This window comes from Fibrobacter sp. UWH9 (assembly GCF_900129715.1).
Lineage (GTDB): Bacteria > Fibrobacterota > Fibrobacteria > Fibrobacterales > Fibrobacteraceae > Fibrobacter.
Genome location: NZ_FQWP01000002.1, coordinates 1 through 15,428, shown reverse-complemented (window position 1 = coordinate 15,428; position 15,428 = coordinate 1). Strand labels below are relative to the sequence as shown.

At 48.7% G+C, this 15,428-nt stretch carries 13 protein-coding genes, 3 tRNA genes and 1 other RNA gene; 4 read left to right on the top strand and 13 right to left on the bottom strand.

From position 1 onward, the window contains the following. Positions 1–4: 4 nt before the first annotated feature. The 8 genes from BUB94_RS01940 to BUB94_RS01905 form a co-directional block, all read right to left on the bottom strand. Positions 5–88 (bottom strand) — tRNA-Leu (locus BUB94_RS01940). 166 nt (positions 89–254) lie between these two features. After that, a tRNA-Leu gene (locus tag BUB94_RS01935) sits at positions 255–338 on the bottom strand. Positions 339–419: 81 nt separating this feature from the next. Next, positions 420–1,784 (bottom strand): UDP-N-acetylmuramoyl-L-alanine--D-glutamate ligase, encoded by a 1,365-nt coding sequence (gene murD / locus BUB94_RS01930; protein WP_073233762.1) that lies wholly within the window; start codon positions 1,782–1,784, stop codon positions 420–422. Positions 1,785–1,955: 171 nt separating this feature from the next. Continuing rightward, positions 1,956–2,186, bottom strand: coding sequence for a hypothetical protein (locus BUB94_RS01925; protein WP_073233760.1), 231 nt, complete (start codon positions 2,184–2,186; stop codon positions 1,956–1,958). Between the two features lie 69 nt (positions 2,187–2,255). Beyond that, positions 2,256–2,339, bottom strand: a tRNA-Leu gene (locus BUB94_RS01920). Positions 2,340–2,405: 66 nt separating this feature from the next. Further along, positions 2,406–2,789 (bottom strand): preprotein translocase subunit SecG, encoded by a 384-nt coding sequence (gene secG, locus BUB94_RS01915; protein ID WP_083538013.1) that lies wholly within the window; start codon positions 2,787–2,789, stop codon positions 2,406–2,408. Positions 2,790–2,835: 46 nt separating this feature from the next. Continuing rightward, a complete protein-coding gene (gene tpiA, locus BUB94_RS01910) occupies positions 2,836–3,597 on the bottom strand; it encodes a triose-phosphate isomerase (protein ID WP_073156664.1) in 762 nt (253 codons plus the stop codon). A gap of 120 nt (positions 3,598–3,717) precedes the next feature. Continuing rightward, a complete protein-coding gene (locus BUB94_RS01905) occupies positions 3,718–4,158 on the bottom strand; it encodes a hypothetical protein (protein ID WP_073156667.1) in 441 nt (146 codons plus the stop codon). 128 nt (positions 4,159–4,286) lie between these two features. On the opposite strand from BUB94_RS01905, the gene BUB94_RS01900 reads away from it, so the two are divergent. After that, a complete protein-coding gene (locus BUB94_RS01900) occupies positions 4,287–5,279 on the top strand; it encodes a hypothetical protein (protein WP_073233758.1) in 993 nt (330 codons plus the stop codon). Here BUB94_RS01900 and BUB94_RS01895 read toward each other — a convergent pair. The 3 genes from BUB94_RS01895 to BUB94_RS01885 all read right to left on the bottom strand — a co-directional run bounded on the left by BUB94_RS01895 (position 5,199) and on the right by BUB94_RS01885 (position 7,765). Beyond that, the gene (locus tag BUB94_RS01895; protein WP_139260100.1) at positions 5,199–5,963 is read right to left on the bottom strand and encodes a hypothetical protein; all 765 of its coding nucleotides are present in this window, start codon (positions 5,961–5,963) and stop codon (positions 5,199–5,201) included. The two genes, BUB94_RS01900 and BUB94_RS01895, sit on opposite strands and share 81 nt — an antisense overlap. A 133-nt stretch (positions 5,964–6,096) precedes the next feature. Further along, the gene (gene recA, locus BUB94_RS01890; protein ID WP_073156676.1) at positions 6,097–7,203 is read right to left on the bottom strand and encodes a recombinase RecA; all 1,107 of its coding nucleotides are present in this window, start codon (positions 7,201–7,203) and stop codon (positions 6,097–6,099) included. A 40-nt stretch (positions 7,204–7,243) separates the two neighbouring features. After that, a complete protein-coding gene (locus BUB94_RS01885) occupies positions 7,244–7,765 on the bottom strand; it encodes a CinA family protein (protein ID WP_199505699.1) in 522 nt (173 codons plus the stop codon). 171 nt (positions 7,766–7,936) lie between these two features. Here BUB94_RS01885 and BUB94_RS01880 point away from each other — a divergent pair, with 171 nt between their 5' ends. After that, a complete protein-coding gene (locus tag BUB94_RS01880) occupies positions 7,937–8,938 on the top strand; it encodes a DUF5683 domain-containing protein (RefSeq protein WP_073233754.1) in 1,002 nt (333 codons plus the stop codon). Between the two features lie 33 nt (positions 8,939–8,971). On the opposite strand, the gene BUB94_RS01875 is transcribed toward BUB94_RS01880, so the two are convergent. Further along, positions 8,972–9,589 (bottom strand): histidine phosphatase family protein, encoded by a 618-nt coding sequence (locus BUB94_RS01875; protein ID WP_073156681.1) that lies wholly within the window; start codon positions 9,587–9,589, stop codon positions 8,972–8,974. Positions 9,590–9,791: 202 nt separating this feature from the next. Then, positions 9,792–9,888, bottom strand: an RNA gene (gene ffs, locus BUB94_RS01870) — signal recognition particle sRNA small type. Positions 9,889–10,051: 163 nt separating this feature from the next. Between ffs and BUB94_RS01865 the strand changes: the two genes are divergently transcribed. Together BUB94_RS01865 and BUB94_RS01860 are read left to right on the top strand one after the other, a co-directional pair. After that, the gene (locus tag BUB94_RS01865; protein WP_139260099.1) at positions 10,052–14,671 is read left to right on the top strand and encodes a cadherin repeat domain-containing protein; all 4,620 of its coding nucleotides are present in this window, start codon (positions 10,052–10,054) and stop codon (positions 14,669–14,671) included. Between the two features lie 190 nt (positions 14,672–14,861). Then, positions 14,862–15,191 (top strand): DUF3467 domain-containing protein, encoded by a 330-nt coding sequence (locus tag BUB94_RS01860; protein ID WP_073161614.1) that lies wholly within the window; start codon positions 14,862–14,864, stop codon positions 15,189–15,191. The last annotated feature ends 237 nt before the right edge of the window (positions 15,192–15,428 follow it).

Below are 15,428 nucleotides of genomic sequence, written 5' to 3'. Positions count from 1 at the left end.
TTACTGCGGTCGGACAGACTTGAACTGTCATGGGATCGCTCCCACTAGCACCTCAAGCTAGCGTGTCTACCAATTCCACCACGACCGCGAGGTCCTTTTAATGGAACGGCTCAAAGATAATAACAAATTGCGTTTTTGTAAATGTTTGAACGGAAATTTTTTTGAAAAAAATGAAGAAGTTTTTGGGAGTGAAAGCGGGCGTGAAAACGTCTGACTATAAAAAAATAACCCGCTTTTTCAAGCGAGTTATTTACTGCGGTCGGACAGACTTGAACTGTCATGGGATCGCTCCCACTAGCACCTCAAGCTAGCGTGTCTACCAATTCCACCACGACCGCGAGGTCCTTTAACGGAACGGCTCAAAGTTAGTTATTTCGTTTAATCTTGTAAAGGGTTTTAACCGCTTTTTCTCAAAAAAATTAAACTTCAGAAACTAGCTTGTCAAAAACCTGTCCGCGAACCTTGTAGTTCTTGAACAGACCGAAGCTTGCGCAGGCGGGGCTCATGATAACGGTACCGCCTTCACCGATATTCAGGCTGTCTGCGAAAGCTTCTTCAAGAGTGGGGAAGATGGCGGTCTTGATGCCGGCGGCGTCTACACCAGCCTTCTTCAGGTCTGCAAGCATGCGTTCTGCAGTGGCGCCTATGAGGGCCACGCGCTTCAGGTTGGGGCGTTCCTTCACCAGGATGTTGCTGAGTTCAGTAAAGTCTGCGTTCTTTTCGGAACCGCCCAGAATCAAAGCGAAGGGGCGCTTCATGCTGCCTGTGGCTGCGATGGTGGCGTCGGGGCGGGTGGCGTAGCTATCGTTGTAGAATTCAATGCCCTTCTTTTCGCCTTTAAATTCCATGCGGAAGGGGAGGGTTTCGTAAGACTTCAAGGCTTCGAAAGCGTCGGCTACCTTGATGCCCAGGGCGGTGCAGGCGAGGGTTGCTGCAGCCATGTTTTCCAGCTGGTAGATGCCGCGGACCTTGCAGTCGCTAAGGAACAGCTTGTCGCTGCCGATGGTCAGCGTAGAGCCTTCGATAACGGCGTTTCCGTCATTGCTTCCGTTTTCGCCGTCGCCGAAGCTAACAGCCAGCTTATTGCGGGCGGGGCTTTCGCTTGCGATCTTTGCGGTAGGTTCTGCATCCTTCAGGTAGACGCAAGTGCCGCTATTCTTCTGCCAGCGAACCAGATTTGCCTTGGCGTCGCGGTATTCCTCGACAGTCTTGTGCCAGTCTAGATGTTCCGTAGACACGCGCAGAACCACGCCTACGTCCGGCGACTTCGAAAGCGTCATCAGCTGGAAGCTGGAAAGTTCCAGAATGCTGATTCGGTCTGCGGAATCGTCTTCCAGCAGGTCCAGCGCCGGCACGCCGAAGTTACCGCCGATGATGTTTGCCTTGCCGCACTTGTCGAGAATGTGACTGATCATGCTGACGGTGCTGCCCTTGCCCAAGGTGCCGGTAACGCCCACCACCTTGCTGGACTTGGTCTGTTCCAGGAACAGCTGAATCTGACTAGTCATCATGCCACCGTTCATCTGGAACTTGAACAGTTCCTGACTCATGGGGTATACGCCTGCAGAACGCACTACGGTCACGCAATCCTTGAGGCCGTCCATGTAGCTTTCGCCGCTGCAAACCTTCACGTTTACGCCTGCAGGAACTTCCGGCAAGTTCACCGGATTCTTGTCCATCACGACAATGTCCTTGACGCCTTCACGGAACAGATAACGCAAGGTGCTCTGGCCTTCAACGCCAAAGCCGAGAATGCCTACAGGAGAAACCAAATTGTTGTTCATGTTAAACCTTTATCTTCAAATGTCATCCCGGCCAATGTTATCCTCGACCAGTCATTCTGGAGGACAACAGGTCCGATAGAATCAAGGATCTAGACGGGATTTCCTTTTTAACGGGGTAAAATTTAGCAACCGTCAGTTCTTTTGTTCAGCGGATTGGCTTCGTTGTTCTGGCTAATTACTGCACTTGTAGGTGCTTTGGTCCTTGCAGAATTCTTCAACGTTAGTCATTGCTTTTTTTGAATATTTCTGGATGCAAGTCTTGTAGGCGTCTTCGTCGATGCAGTTGTTTTGTCGGTCGATATCGTAGTCTAGGCAGAAATCTCTGTCTTCTAGGCACTCACGCTCCGAATCTAATGAGCAACCGCAAATGAAGATAGCTGTCGCGAAAAAAAACTTGATCATGAATCGTCCTCCCTCGATAACCGTAGGGCTAAAATAAAAAAATCCGCCCCCAAAGGACGGACTTCTTGCTGCGGTCGGACAGACTTGAACTGTCATGGGATCGCTCCCACTAGCACCTCAAGCTAGCGTGTCTACCAATTCCACCACGACCGCGAACCTTGCGCTGCAGCGTCGCAGACGAATCTGCAAGCTTACGCGCAAAAGCTGTTTACCAGGTAATTATTCTGCGGCGGGAGCCGGAACTTCAGCTGCGGGAGCTGCTGCCGGTGCACCGAAGTCAGCGGGGAGAGCCGGGATTGCCGGAGCCTGCTGAGCAGCGTTTTCGCGAGTTGCCTTCTGCATGGCGGATTCTTCGACTGCCTGATCCTGCTTGGCAGTGATGAGGCCGAGGGCGAAAACGACGATGAAGAAGATAACTGCAATGGCACGGGTCAACTTCTGGATGAAGGTCGCAGCACCTGCGGTAGAGAAGGCAGACTGAGAAGTCATGCCGCCGAGACCTGCGAGGCCGCCCATCTTGTCGTTCTGAACCAGAACGAGGAGCATGAGGAACAAGCAGAGGAACACGTGGAGGACGATAAGAATCCAGAAGAGAGTTGCCATAATAGTTATTTACCTTGGTTTTAAATTGTTGTGCTAAAAGCTTTAATTACTTAGCTTCTGCAGCAGCGATGATTTCCATGAAGGTGTTAGCCTTGAGGCCTGCACCACCAATGAGACCGCCGTCGATATCCTTCTGAGCCAGGAGGCCTGCAGCGTTGGCGCCCTTCATAGAGCCACCGTACTGGATGCGCATGCCTTCAGCAACTTCAGCACCGTAGACTTCGGCAACGACGGAACGAACGTATGCCTGGGTGTCCTGAGCCTGTTCGTCGGTAGCGGTAACGCCAGTACCGATTGCCCAAACCGGTTCGTATGCGAGAACGCACTTAGCAGCGTCTTCAGCGGAAACGTCCTTGAAAGCACCCTTAACCTGGAGACCGAGAACTTCCTTCAGGATGCCGCCGTTACGCTGGTCGAGAGTTTCGCCAATGCAGATGATGGGCTTCAGACCGGCTTCGAGAGTCTTCTTAACCTTCAGGTTAACAGTTTCTTCGGTTTCGCCGAAGTACTGACGCTGTTCGGAGTGACCGATGATCACGTATTCTGCACCGATTTCCTTAACCATGTCGATGGAAACCTTACCGGTGTATGCGCCCTGGTCCTTCCAGTGGATGTCCTGGATAGCGAGCTTCACGTTGGTGCCCTTAACGACGTCTGCAACCTTAGCAGCGGCGAGGTAGGTCGGAGCGATGACCACTTCGGTCTTCTTCACGTCCTTGACGGCTTCAACGATGTCCTTAGCGAGCTGAACGGATTCGCTAACGGTCTTGTTCATCTTCCAGTTACCAGCAATGATATACTGACGCATAATTAACTCCTTGAGAGGTTTAAAATTTAACGCGGGTAAATTTAGTAAAAAAGGACTGCCTGTGGTAGACCGAATAAAAAAATAGCCTCAAGTTGTGGGCTTGAGGCTGAAAAATACCGATTAGTAGTTGCTAGAATGCTTGGAAACCGGTGCCGGAGAGCCGCCATAACGGTCGCCTTCGATCTTGTCCAGGATCCATTCGCCTTCGTAACCCTTCAGACGGGCCTGGTCGGGGTGCTTCCAGATAAGGCGGGTAATCAGCTTACCTTCGCGGGTGTAGTATTCCCAAACGCTGCTGGAAGAAGTTTCCTTTTCGTGGTCGGGAGGGCCCCACAGGAGGTTGACCATGTCGTTGGTCATGCCTTCTTCGATATAGCCCTGCTTGAACACGTCCTTCAGGCGCTTGTCGATACCCATACTTTCCTTAATGGCAAAGTATTCACGTTCATATTCCTTGCGACCTTCGCCACGTTCGATAAGAATGGGGGAAGAGTAACGGCTGGCGCAGGCCCAGAACATCAGGGCGCTAACACCGAGCAGGCAAATATGAGAGAGCTTCATAATTTCTCCTCTAATTTTATCTATAAAGTCAGCTTTTTAATCGTCTGATTTTATCATTTCGTTTTGTTGACCACAAAATAAGAACTTTATTAGGCAAAAGATGAAAATATTTTTAATTTTACACTGAAATGAACGGTTTTGGAAAGAAATTTGGCGCTGTAGCCACTCTGTGTGCTCTGTTTGCGGTTGCAAACCCCGTTGATGCCTATGCTGATGGCTATAACGAGAGCTCTCAGACAGCCTTTCGATATGGTGCCAACCTGGCTTATGGCTTGAGTGGCAATACTCCCTTTGTTTTGGGGCAGTGGTTGCCTCAGCTGTTCGGGACGCTCCATTATACTTGGCTGGAACCTCTGGGCATGTTGCCCTACGGCGAACGACTGGGACGTAATCCCAGCTACCTTCGCATGGATGGCGGGCTGGAATTGACTCCCTTCTATGGAGGTTACTCCGCAGGTCTTGGACTGCGCCCTTTCAAGATCAATCCGTCCTTTGAACTGAATTTCAATTATGAAAGCTACCTGTACTTCAAGTCTAACCTGGAAATGGTGACTTCTGATGTGACAGGCAGTGGAAGGATTGCGGAAACATGGAACGCCGATTACGTTCTCGATAACGTGGGCGGCGAAGATGCTGAATTTGACTATGCCCAGTTGTTTGACTTCGGTCTAACGATGAACTATGAATTCCGTGGTGGTTCCGATTTAGGATTCACCTTGCATTACATTCTTTCGGATGTAAGCACGGATTTCGATGGCAAGAGTTACGATTACAAGCGTAACATTCCTGTGTTCAGTCGTGACTTCCTGATTGTTGTAGAAACGTTCGGGCGTATTCCCCTGGACGAAAATTTTGCATTGCTGTTTGAAAATAACTTCTACAGAACAGGTTACCTGCGCAGCCACAATACCGTAGAAAAAGAGGCTTTGAGCTATGTCAAGTCTATGGCTGGCGTTCATTTTTCATGGAATGAGGGACTCCAGAACCTGACCTTGGAAGTGGGTGGCTGGAACCGCATCAGGAAATCCTTCTACGATGGATCACTCGCGCAACAGTTCTTGATTCAGCTTGAGTATCAGGGGTATTTTTCTTTCCCCTTTCATTGGAATTTTGCGGAATAGCTCAGGCTGCTGAGGCTGGGTCTTCTTGGCAACGTTCTTCTTGAGCGGGTCGGATTGCAGTGCCTGGATAGGATAGGCGGAACGGATCCAGATTTCTCCGTTGTACTGTTCGCTTTCTAGTTTGACCAGAGTGGGCAGTGTGGATCCCGAATAATTTCTCCACTGACGGATGGTGAATGTTCTGGTTTCCTTGCGGGCTCCTCGCATGGTTACACTCTGCGGAGTGGGGAGCGTGTCTGCAGTAAGACTCCACCAAGTCATAGACAGGGCGGTAGAAAAAACGTTCGACTTCTGTTCTGTGGGATTCTTGCACAGGAACTGCCCGTTGGCCAGCAATTCCATATCGTCTAACTTTAGCGGAGTGTCGCCAATAGTTTCTTTTAGATGGTGGGTGCCCAGCTGGCGCTTTATCTTGGCGTCGGGAAATTCCATATAGCGGTAACTTCCTGCAGTAATGAAATTGAACTGCGGACGGTTAGATGCATTGACAAAAAACGTGTCTAGACTTTCGGGGTGGTGACGCCATTCCACATCAATGCTTTCGCGGGAATTCTTTACGTTAATAAAATGGCCTTCGATGTTTACGACCATGGGCGCTTCTAGAATAAAGTGTGGGCAGGATGTCTGGGCTGACGCTGCTGTCAGTGCCATCGATATTGCCAAAGTCCACAAGCGCTTATTCATAAACCGTAAGATAGTTAAAATTCAAAAAAAATTGGACGTTGCTTCCTCTAAAAAAGTAAACTCCGGCCCATCCCAATGGCTAAAGGATCGGTCGGAGTTTTGCTTTAGGAAGAAATTTTTGAAAATCTACGAATTAGGCTTCGTCGGTGATTTCCAGAGTTTCGTCGTCTGCGGCCAGAGCGTCACCGTCGTTCAGCTTGAAGAGTTCTACATCCTTCATGCTTTCGCGGATCTTCTGTTCGATCTCGTTGCAGAGTTCTGCGTTGTCCTTCAGGAACAGGCGGGTGTTTTCGCGACCCTGGCCAATACGTTCGTTATTGTAGCTGAACCAGGAACCGCTCTTCTGGATGATATCCAGTTCGGTAGCCAGATCCAGGATGGAGGCTTCACGAGAAATGCCGCAACCGTAGAGAATGTCGAATTCGCACTGGGTGAAGGGTGCTGCAACCTTGTTCTTTACAACCTTCACGCGGGTACGGTTACCGATGACATCTTCGCCGTCCTTGATGGCTGCGATGCGGCGGATGTCGATACGCTGGGTGGCGTAGAACTTAAGGGCGTTACCGCCGGTGGTGGTTTCGGGGTTGCCGAACATGACGCCAATCTTCATACGCAGCTGGTTGATGAACAGCATGCAGGTGTTAGACTTGGAGAGAATGCCGGTAAGCTTACGCAGGGCCTGGCTCATGAGGCGGGCCTGCAGACCCACGTGATTGTCGCCCATTTCGCCGTTGATTTCAGCCTGGGGCACGAGGGCAGCCACAGAGTCGATAACGATGATGTCGATGGCGCCGGAACGGACCAGGGTTTCTGCGATGTCGAGAGCCTGTTCACCGGTGTCGGGCTGGGAAACCAGGAGGGATTCGATATCGACACCCAGCTTGCGGGCATAAACAGCGTCGAAAGCATGTTCTGCGTCGATGAAGGCTGCCACACCGCCAAGCTTCTGAGCTTCAGCAATGGCGTGGAGGGTGAGGGTAGTCTTACCAGAGGATTCAGGTCCGTAGATTTCGATGATACGGCCACGGGGGAAACCGCCTACGCCCAGAGCCATGTCCAGCTGGATACAGCCGGTGGGGATAACGGGGATATCTTCGTTGGGCTGATCGCCCAGAGCCATGATAGAACCCTTTCCATAATTCTTTTCAATCTGTGCGATGGCAGCTTCTACTGCCTTTGCCTTATCTGCGGAAAGGTTGCCGAGAGTGTTGATACCGTTTGTGTTCGTCTTCTTAGCCATAATTGACTCCGTTTTGTTTTTTCGTTAAAAAATATAACAACTAGTGTTCACTTGTGCAAGTGCTTTTTTGAACTATTTTTTCTAGAAGTACCTGCAATGTTCTATACACGCTTTTTTCGCGGACTTGATTGCGGTTTCCCGAAAAAATTTCGCAAAAAGCTTCATTTTGCAAACTATTGGCGACACCAATCCACACTGTACCAACAGGTTTGCCTGGTTCAGCGCCGCCCGGGCCTGCGATTCCCGATGTGGAAACCGCCCATTCGCAACCAAACTTCCTGCGGGCTCCTTCAGCCATGGCCTTGACGGTTTCTGCAGAAACGGCACCAACGGTGTTGAGGATTTCTGCGGGAACGTCCAGGAGGTTTTCCTTGACTTCGTTCTGGTAGGCGACAATGCCTCCTGCCAGGACTGCGGAACTGCCCGGAATGTCGACCAGGGTGCTTGCGATAAGCCCGCCGGTGCAGGATTCTGCGGTGGCCATCATCTGGCCTTTTGCTTGCAGAGCTTCCTTGACGGCGATTGCCAACTGCTCGAGATTCATTTCGTTTGCGTTGTTCACTTTGTTGTTCCTTTTACGTGTTCAAATATACAAAACGGTTGTGTCATAAAATGTCAATTACGACATTCCCCCAAAAAAATACAAAATAACGTTTTGCGCGACTTTGACGTTCATAGGCGTTGGCGTAAATAAAACCTTGTATAGACTTTTATATATTTGCGCTCAATGTTAATGAGTTGGTTCAAGCCTATCCGGAGTCGCTCCCTGCGGGCCGGAGTCCTGGCCCTGCTGCTGTTGGTGGCCGGGGTCTTTGCCGCTGAATCTCCTCAAGACAGTGTCAATCCCATGCAAAAGGGCGTTACCGGAATTAGGGCCATCGATACCCTCAAGGTAAATGAATGGGATATTCCTACCGAGCGGAATTCTCTTCCCTTGACCATGCTCTTAAGTATCCTGCCGGGTGGTGGTCATTATTACACGGAACATTACGTTCGTGGAGGATTCATTACCGCAATCGAACTTGCTCTTTTTTACGAAGTTGTCTACAATAAGGACTTCCAGTATCGACGAGTCCTGGAACAGGCGGAACCTTTTAGAGATTCCGTCTCCTTCTATACCCGAAAGATCATGGGTTTGCAGTCTAGGGACAGCCTTGAATATTATCAAAAAAGACGTACGGACAACATCAATCGTCTGAGAGCCTACAGCGACAAGAAAATGGAACAGGAAGACCTGCGCAAGGCTGAAACGGCCTGGCTCTATGGTCTGCAGTTGTATAGTATGTTCGACGCCTTTGGTATCTGGTATAAGAACAATTATCGAAGCAATGAATTGAGGAGTATGAAGTCTGCCGCCTTGTGGGCCATTATCCCCGGTTTTGGACAAATGTATAATGGGGAGTTTGGCAAGGCCGGCTTACTATATATGGGACTGATGGGAGCAAGCGTCAGCGTCTGGACTTCGCAGAACATGGTAGAATATTACCTCGACCGCAAGCATATGCAGGCTGGAGAAAGCACGACTAGTGAAGACTACGAACGTGTGGTAGAGCGTGTGACCTATTACCGCAAGAACCGTAACCAGTATATCTGGGCTTCGGCGCTCCTGTATCTGTATTCTATTGGCGATGCGGTGGTGGACGCCCTGTTGAGCGACTTTGACAACCCGCTGCACCTGGCTCTGTTGCCGAATTTCAACGGCGGCGCCCAGGCTCTGTTTACCTTTGATTTTTAAACGGAAAAAAGCTGGCGTTTGCCAGCTTTTGCTTTAACCGATTTTCAGCGGAACCATCTGGATTCCGTCATGAATCTTTGTGTAGGTCCCTCGATAGTGGCCTTCGGCGTTACGCTTGAATTCAAAGCGGGTGACCATGGCGTAACTGAATGCTCCTTCTACGAACTGGTCGTCGGGGAGTCCGCAGGCGAAGTGCTGCAATGCGGCGATTACACCTGCGTGGCTGATCCACAGAAATTCTCCATCGTCGTCGAGGCTGTCTAGCAGGCGGCCGGCGCGCTTGTCGATGTCATAGAAACATTCGCCGTTGTTGAACCTGTAACCTCGGAGGTCGTTGGCCCATCCCAGCATTTGTTCGCGAGGAACCTGATCCATCTTCTGACCTTCCCAGTCACCGAAGTTGATCTCGATGATTTCGTCACGCTTCTCGACTTCGAGGCCGGTCACCTTGGCGGCCTTTTCGGCTAGGCGGGTGCAGCGGAGCAACGGGCTCGAAAACAAACGGGTGGGCTTGGCTCCAGCGGCCACCAGGGCCTTCAGGGCGCCCTCGCTTTCTTCTTCGAAAGTAGGGGAAACGTCAAAGTCCAGTCTGCCGTAACAGACATCTTTGGGATTGTAAGGCTTGGTATGGCGGATGGTCCAGAGAATCATGAGAGTGAACAGTGAATAGTTAAGAGTGAATAGTTAAGAGTGAATAGTTAAGAGTGAATAGTTAAGAGTGAATAGTGGTGAGTTAAAACCAGGCGCCTTCGGCGCGATTATTTGGCACAAAGGAGCCGCAGGCTCCGCCCTCATACCTCGTTCCTCTTTCTCAAAAATAAAAAAACTGCCGTTTTCCAGCAGTTTTTAAAAAAAATCCTAGGCTACCTGAGCACATAAAAATCCGCAAGTCCGTTGCTGCTTTCGCCCTGGCGAGTTGCCCGCAAATAGTCATTGCGCAGGGCCTAGGAGCCTCAAATATAGAACAATTTTGACATTTTTCAAGAGATTAGGCCGTTTCTATGGATTATTTGACATAAGAAACCGCTTTTAGGTTTCGTTTTGTTAACGTTGTAAATTTTATTTTATTATTTTATGGGATAGGGTATAGGGTTGAATTTGCGGAGGTTTATTATGTTTTTGTATGATTTTAGAAAGATTTGGCTAGTTTTGCTAGTTCTGGGTTGCTGTAGCGCATCTTTTGCAGAGGGACTCCCTCTGGAAGTGCTCCCTTTTAAGTTTACAAAAATTGCCGGGGATTCTGCGTCTCAGACCAATGCATGGAATGACCTCATGAAGTATAAACTTTGGGGTACCGGTCTGTACGAAGGTGATGGCATTGTCGGTAACGGAAAAAATGCCGGCGATGGTATTGTCTTTGATGGTGGAAAAATCCATATTACGGATTCTTCTGGCTATGTTGGTAGTGCCACTGGCGACTTCGTCATGGTAAATGATGTGCATTCTATTGGCGGCCCCCTGGTTTTTGGAGGCTCCTTTAAGGGTGGAACCGGACTGGATTCCATCTTGATCGGACCTTCTCATTTTGGGGGTACTTTTGAGGCTTCCTTTAATGGCCGAAATAACGAATTCTTTGCAGGCATGTATTGTGTAGAAAAAGGCTTTTTCGTAAACAATAATTGTGACGGCGAATATTATTGCGCAACGCAGGGCCTTCGTGATACAAAGGCTACTATTGGGTGTGATGGAGCTATCCCCATTGATGAGGATCTTGATGTTCCTGTTGTTGATTACTCTTTCTTTGACGGTATGGATGCTGATCATTATCTGAAAATTGATACGGTCATTCATGCTTCTTCCACGACTCCCAACGCCTATATTGATGTGCCCCCCGGTGATATTGACGATATGTATAATATCCGTGTTGCGGGTATCAGACTGGAAAATGACAAGCCCTTGTATGTTCGCATGCAGAAGAGCGGTCGTTTGACTCGCGTCTTTTTGGATGGTGGACTTGAAATCACCAACCATAGTAATATTCGCGTAATCCAGGCTTCCGATGATAGTGAATGGGATAGGGAATCTAGAACGTGGACCACATCTGATGAAAATTTGGTTAGCAATAAGGATTATGCCGGCAACCTTTTGTTTTACACTCCCGAAGAGATTAACTGGACTGCTGGCGAAAAGCATCTTCAGGGTACATTCATTTCTGGCAAGACCATTACCATTGCGCAGCAGGCCCGTTTCGCTGGCCAGCTGATTGCCAAGGCTATTTATGTACAGTTTGACTTCAAGGCCGAAGACTTCCGCTATGTGCGCTTCAACCCGTCTGTAATTGACCCGACCTTGTTTGCTACGGTTGAATTCCCCGAAAGCGAAAGAGATACGGTTATTCCCTTGAAGCTGAACAAGAAGACACAGGTGAAGGTGACATTTGATTATTGCTTCAGTGTGTCTTCTGAAACTCCGGTTGATGGAAAGATCAGTGGCGCTCTGGCAGATGCTTCTGACTTTGTGGGGCTTACTCCTATTTGCGGAGATTCTTTGGCTTCCGCAGAAATTGACGTTGATTCTGACACTCTCGATTTGAAAAATCAGATCAAGATTCACGCAAAGCTGGATCAGTTTGTCGAAGCGTATGGCACGAACAATAAAGAAAAATTCCAGTTGAAGATTTCGAATCTTGTCGGTGCCGTTTTGAAGAATGCTTCTGGTGAATACGTTCGCGAAGGTGCCTTTGATATGTACATCATCGATCAGGATGTTGTCCCTGTGACTAGGGACACGGTTATTGACGCTGTTGAAGATTCTGTATTCACCTTTGCGGCTGATATGTTCCCCTATGAATCGCCCCTTGATCGAGAAATGGGTGGTGTCGTTATCGAAGCTGTCCCTGCAAAGGGCTCGTTGACCTATTTTGGAAAAACGTTGACTAAGAGTGATGTGGGTAGGAAGATCCCGGCTGATTCCCTTGGTCAGTTGAAGTATGTGCCCGTGGCTGATAAATATGGTGATTCGCTGTCGAATTATGAATACACGACTCTGAAATTTGCAGTCTATGATTCTCAGAATTCCGTAAGCTCCAGTGATAAAAAGGAAGGCTCCAAGACACTAACCGTTGTTGTCACTCCGGTGAACGATGCTCCGATTACTGGCCCTGCCACTTTCACTATTTCTGGCCATGTGATTAATGGTGGCGATAAGGCAATCCTTGACGGATCCATTTCTGTGAAGGATGTCGATGACGATACATTTACCTACGCCTTTGATCCTGATGATCCGAACTTCGCCGTTGTGGATTCCCTCTTTGTTATCGATGAAAATACTGGCAAGATCCATGTGAAGGATGGCATTGAACTGAATGAAAACGTCTCTAAGTCCAAGTACGAAATCAACGTGATTGTAAGCGACAAGAGTGCCTCTACCGGTAAGGACGAAGATATTCTTACTGCAAGTTCCAAGGTGACCATCGAAATCGACTTCAATAACAATCCGCCGACTATCATGACGGATACGGTCCACGTGGTTGAAAATTCCAAGTCCGGAACTTCTGCAGATTCTTCGCTGAAGTCTATTGATAAGGATGCGGGTGATACCGTAAAGACTTATACCTTGGTTGGAACTTCTAATTGGTTTGAAGTTTCTAAGTCTGGCGTAATCACCGTAAAGGAAGGTGCCAAGATTGATTACGAAAAGTCTAAGAATGAGACTCTTACCATTCAGGTTTGCGATGAATACAATGGCTGCTCCGAAAAGAACGTGGTGGTTGCCGTCGTGGACGTGCCCAATTCCAAGGTGAAGATTGTTGAAGGTAAAAATGAACAGGGCGGGTGGCCGAACCCCACGACCATTTATACCAACGTTCCGAACATCGAGTTGAGCTGCACCTTCGATAACAGTCCTTCAGCCGAGAAATGCAAGGAAGCTAACTTGAAGGATGGTTGCCAATACGTTACAGTTGAGTATGACAATCCGGATCTGGATGGTGCAGCCCGCGATTCCGTCAAGGTATGCTATAGCTCTGCCGCTCCGATCGTGACTGTTGGCGCCGGAGACAACGAAGTTGTGGCCGACAACATTTATACCATCGTTGAAAGTTTGGATGAAGATGATGCCAACACTTATGTGAATGCAACTAAGAACAAGATTCATGTAACGGTATCTGATTCTGTTTCCAATGTGAAGAAAGACTACTACATAGAGATTGACCTGGATACTACGGGAATTCCCAGTTCCACTCTTTCTACTATGGGAACGGTGGAAAAGGCCAATATCCTTCTTGACGAAACGAAGGTGACCGAACGTACTCCTGTGAATGGCGATGTGGTGGTTCTCTCTTACAAGGAATCTTTTGCGGGTCGCGATTCTGTAACGGTTTCTTACGAGGTGGACAAGAACGGCGACATTATTAAGGTGCCGGTCATGAATTCGAAGGGCAAGTACGACTCTGTTGAAGTTTATACGGTTTCTTACGAAACAGTCGTGAACGGCAGAACCGTAACCATTTCCTATAAGGCTGACGCAGCTACCGGAGCGGTTTTGCTGGTGGACGCCAATGGTAACCTGATGACGGAAAGTGCCGCTTCGAAGAAGGACATTGATGCAGTCCCGTATACTGTATCTTATGACTATGTGGATGCCAACGGCAACTCCGTCAATATTGCCTACGGTGTCAATCGTAAGGGCGAACTGGTTCGTAGCGATGTTGGCGATATCGGCTATTCCGTTTCTTACACCTATGTCAACGTTTATGGCAATGGGGCTACCCAGTCCGTGTTCATTGTGCTAGACCGCGTTGGTCCCAAGGTTGAAATTACCTATCCTCAGACAGGTGATCTCGTCCGCGCAAACTTTGTAGAAGTAACCTGGAAGGTGAACGGCGTGGTGCAGGATACCCTGGTTCTCCAGAGTCTGGAAAAGGGTACCAATCCGATTATCCGTTTCTATAAGGATAAGGCCGGCAACATGGGTGCTGATACCGTCTGGGTTGTGATGAAGGACGCCAAGGATGTCGAGATTTCTGTTGAACAGCCTGTGGCTGTCGTGACCAAGGAAAAGGTCGAAGAATACTATGCCTCTAATCCTCCCAAACCTGGTGAAACCTTTGCTGTTAGTCTTCGCAATCCCTCTACCGGCAAGGAAGCGGAAACCCTGATCGGTGGCAGCTTCAAGAACGAAAAGGGCAGCGGCAAGGTTCCCTACGAAGGCGTTGAAGAAGGAACTCACCTTGGTCCTACATTGGTCATGGACGTGAAGGTTCCTGTGGTTAGTGGCGTTGGTGGCCTGGCTACCTTGGATGACTTGGTCGGTTCTGATGGCCTTGTGGCCATTGAAGGTGTGAGTGCCGCAAACAGTGTAAAGCTGACGGTTAGTGATTACGTTAATCAGTACTGCGAAGACGGATTTGATTACGTCAATGCTTCCAACGCTAACCTGTACGACATCAAGATGGATGTGAAGATCTGGGTGTACACGACCTTGGGCAACTTTGTGGATTACTATCGATTCACTCAGGAATTGAACGATCCTTCCTTTGTCAACGAGGCTGGCTTGCTTCAGATGTTCTTTGAACTGAAACCGGACAAGGATGGCTATGTGCGTGCTGAATCCGGCAAGCTGTTTGCTACGGGTGCCTATGTCTACAAGGTTGATGTTGGCATGAAGTCTGTTCTGAAGTGTACCTTGCCGCCGGTGAACGATCTTACTGCCAAGAAGAAGGGCGATATCATCAAGACTAGCGACGATATGCTGAAGTCCTTCGGCTACAAGCGTCCTGGCAACAAGAAGTAATATTTGATATGGCTATGTTCTTTCAAAGTGTAGATGTAATATAACTATCTAAAAACTTTATCTTAGATACTTGGTCTAACCTAATTTTTGTTGGGTTAGACCATTTTTTAGTATTTTTTCAGTAAATTCAACATAAAATGGCAGTCCTACACATTCGTAGAACATAGCCATTTTATTTGGAGCTATTCTCATGAACGAAAAAAAAGAAAATAAAGCGGCCAACTCCCTTCCAGAAGTAGTCTGGAACGACGGCAACATGAAAAGCCTTTACGTGAACGCAACGAACGTCGTGGGCGGCCGTGAAGAAATCATGATGCTTCTGGGCTTGAATCAGGCCTGGAACATGAACCAGGGCAAGGTGAACGTGGAAATAGCCGAGCGCGTGGTGATGACCCCGTACACGGCCAAGCGCCTCGCCATCATGCTTGGGGCCACCTTGAATGCCTACGAAGCGAAATTCGGAAAGATTGACATCGGCATGCAGGCGGCAGCCCCTGCCGAAAAGCCGAAGAAGGCTTAATTGATTCAAGACAAGCGAAGCGACAACTTTACTAGACGTCGTTTTTTTTTTGTTTCAATGTAAAGTGAAATTTCCATAACCACCAACTTATTTTTAGTTTATCTCTTTGGAGTGAACAAATGAAACGATTGCTACCATTTGCCCTGGCCCTGTTCGCGGCAACCATGTTCTTTACCGCCTGCGGTGACGACGACAGCAACAGCTTCGTTGAACCGGAAAAGGAATCCTCGTCTAGCG

What these genes read in the sequence shown, in the direction of transcription:
- murD (WP_073233762.1), bottom strand. Translation starts at nt 1,784, where the DNA reads ATGAACAACAATTTGGTTTCTCCTGTAGGCATTCTCGGCTTTGGCGTT.
- BUB94_RS01925 (WP_073233760.1), bottom strand. Translation starts at nt 2,186, where the DNA reads ATGATCAAGTTTTTTTTCGCGACAGCTATCTTCATTTGCGGTTGCTCA.
- secG (WP_083538013.1), bottom strand. Translation starts at nt 2,789, where the DNA reads ATGGCAACTCTCTTCTGGATTCTTATCGTCCTCCACGTGTTCCTCTGC.
- tpiA (WP_073156664.1), bottom strand. Translation starts at nt 3,597, where the DNA reads ATGCGTCAGTATATCATTGCTGGTAACTGGAAGATGAACAAGACCGTT.
- BUB94_RS01905 (WP_073156667.1), bottom strand. Translation starts at nt 4,158, where the DNA reads ATGAAGCTCTCTCATATTTGCCTGCTCGGTGTTAGCGCCCTGATGTTC.
- BUB94_RS01900 (WP_073233758.1), top strand. Translation starts at nt 4,287, where the DNA reads ATGAACGGTTTTGGAAAGAAATTTGGCGCTGTAGCCACTCTGTGTGCT.
- BUB94_RS01895 (WP_139260100.1), bottom strand. Translation starts at nt 5,963, where the DNA reads ATGAATAAGCGCTTGTGGACTTTGGCAATATCGATGGCACTGACAGCA.
- recA (WP_073156676.1), bottom strand. Translation starts at nt 7,203, where the DNA reads ATGGCTAAGAAGACGAACACAAACGGTATCAACACTCTCGGCAACCTT.
- BUB94_RS01880 (WP_073233754.1), top strand. Translation starts at nt 7,937, where the DNA reads ATGAGTTGGTTCAAGCCTATCCGGAGTCGCTCCCTGCGGGCCGGAGTC.
- BUB94_RS01875 (WP_073156681.1), bottom strand. Translation starts at nt 9,589, where the DNA reads ATGATTCTCTGGACCATCCGCCATACCAAGCCTTACAATCCCAAAGAT.
- BUB94_RS01865 (WP_139260099.1), top strand. Translation starts at nt 10,052, where the DNA reads ATGTTTTTGTATGATTTTAGAAAGATTTGGCTAGTTTTGCTAGTTCTG.
- BUB94_RS01860 (WP_073161614.1), top strand. Translation starts at nt 14,862, where the DNA reads ATGAACGAAAAAAAAGAAAATAAAGCGGCCAACTCCCTTCCAGAAGTA.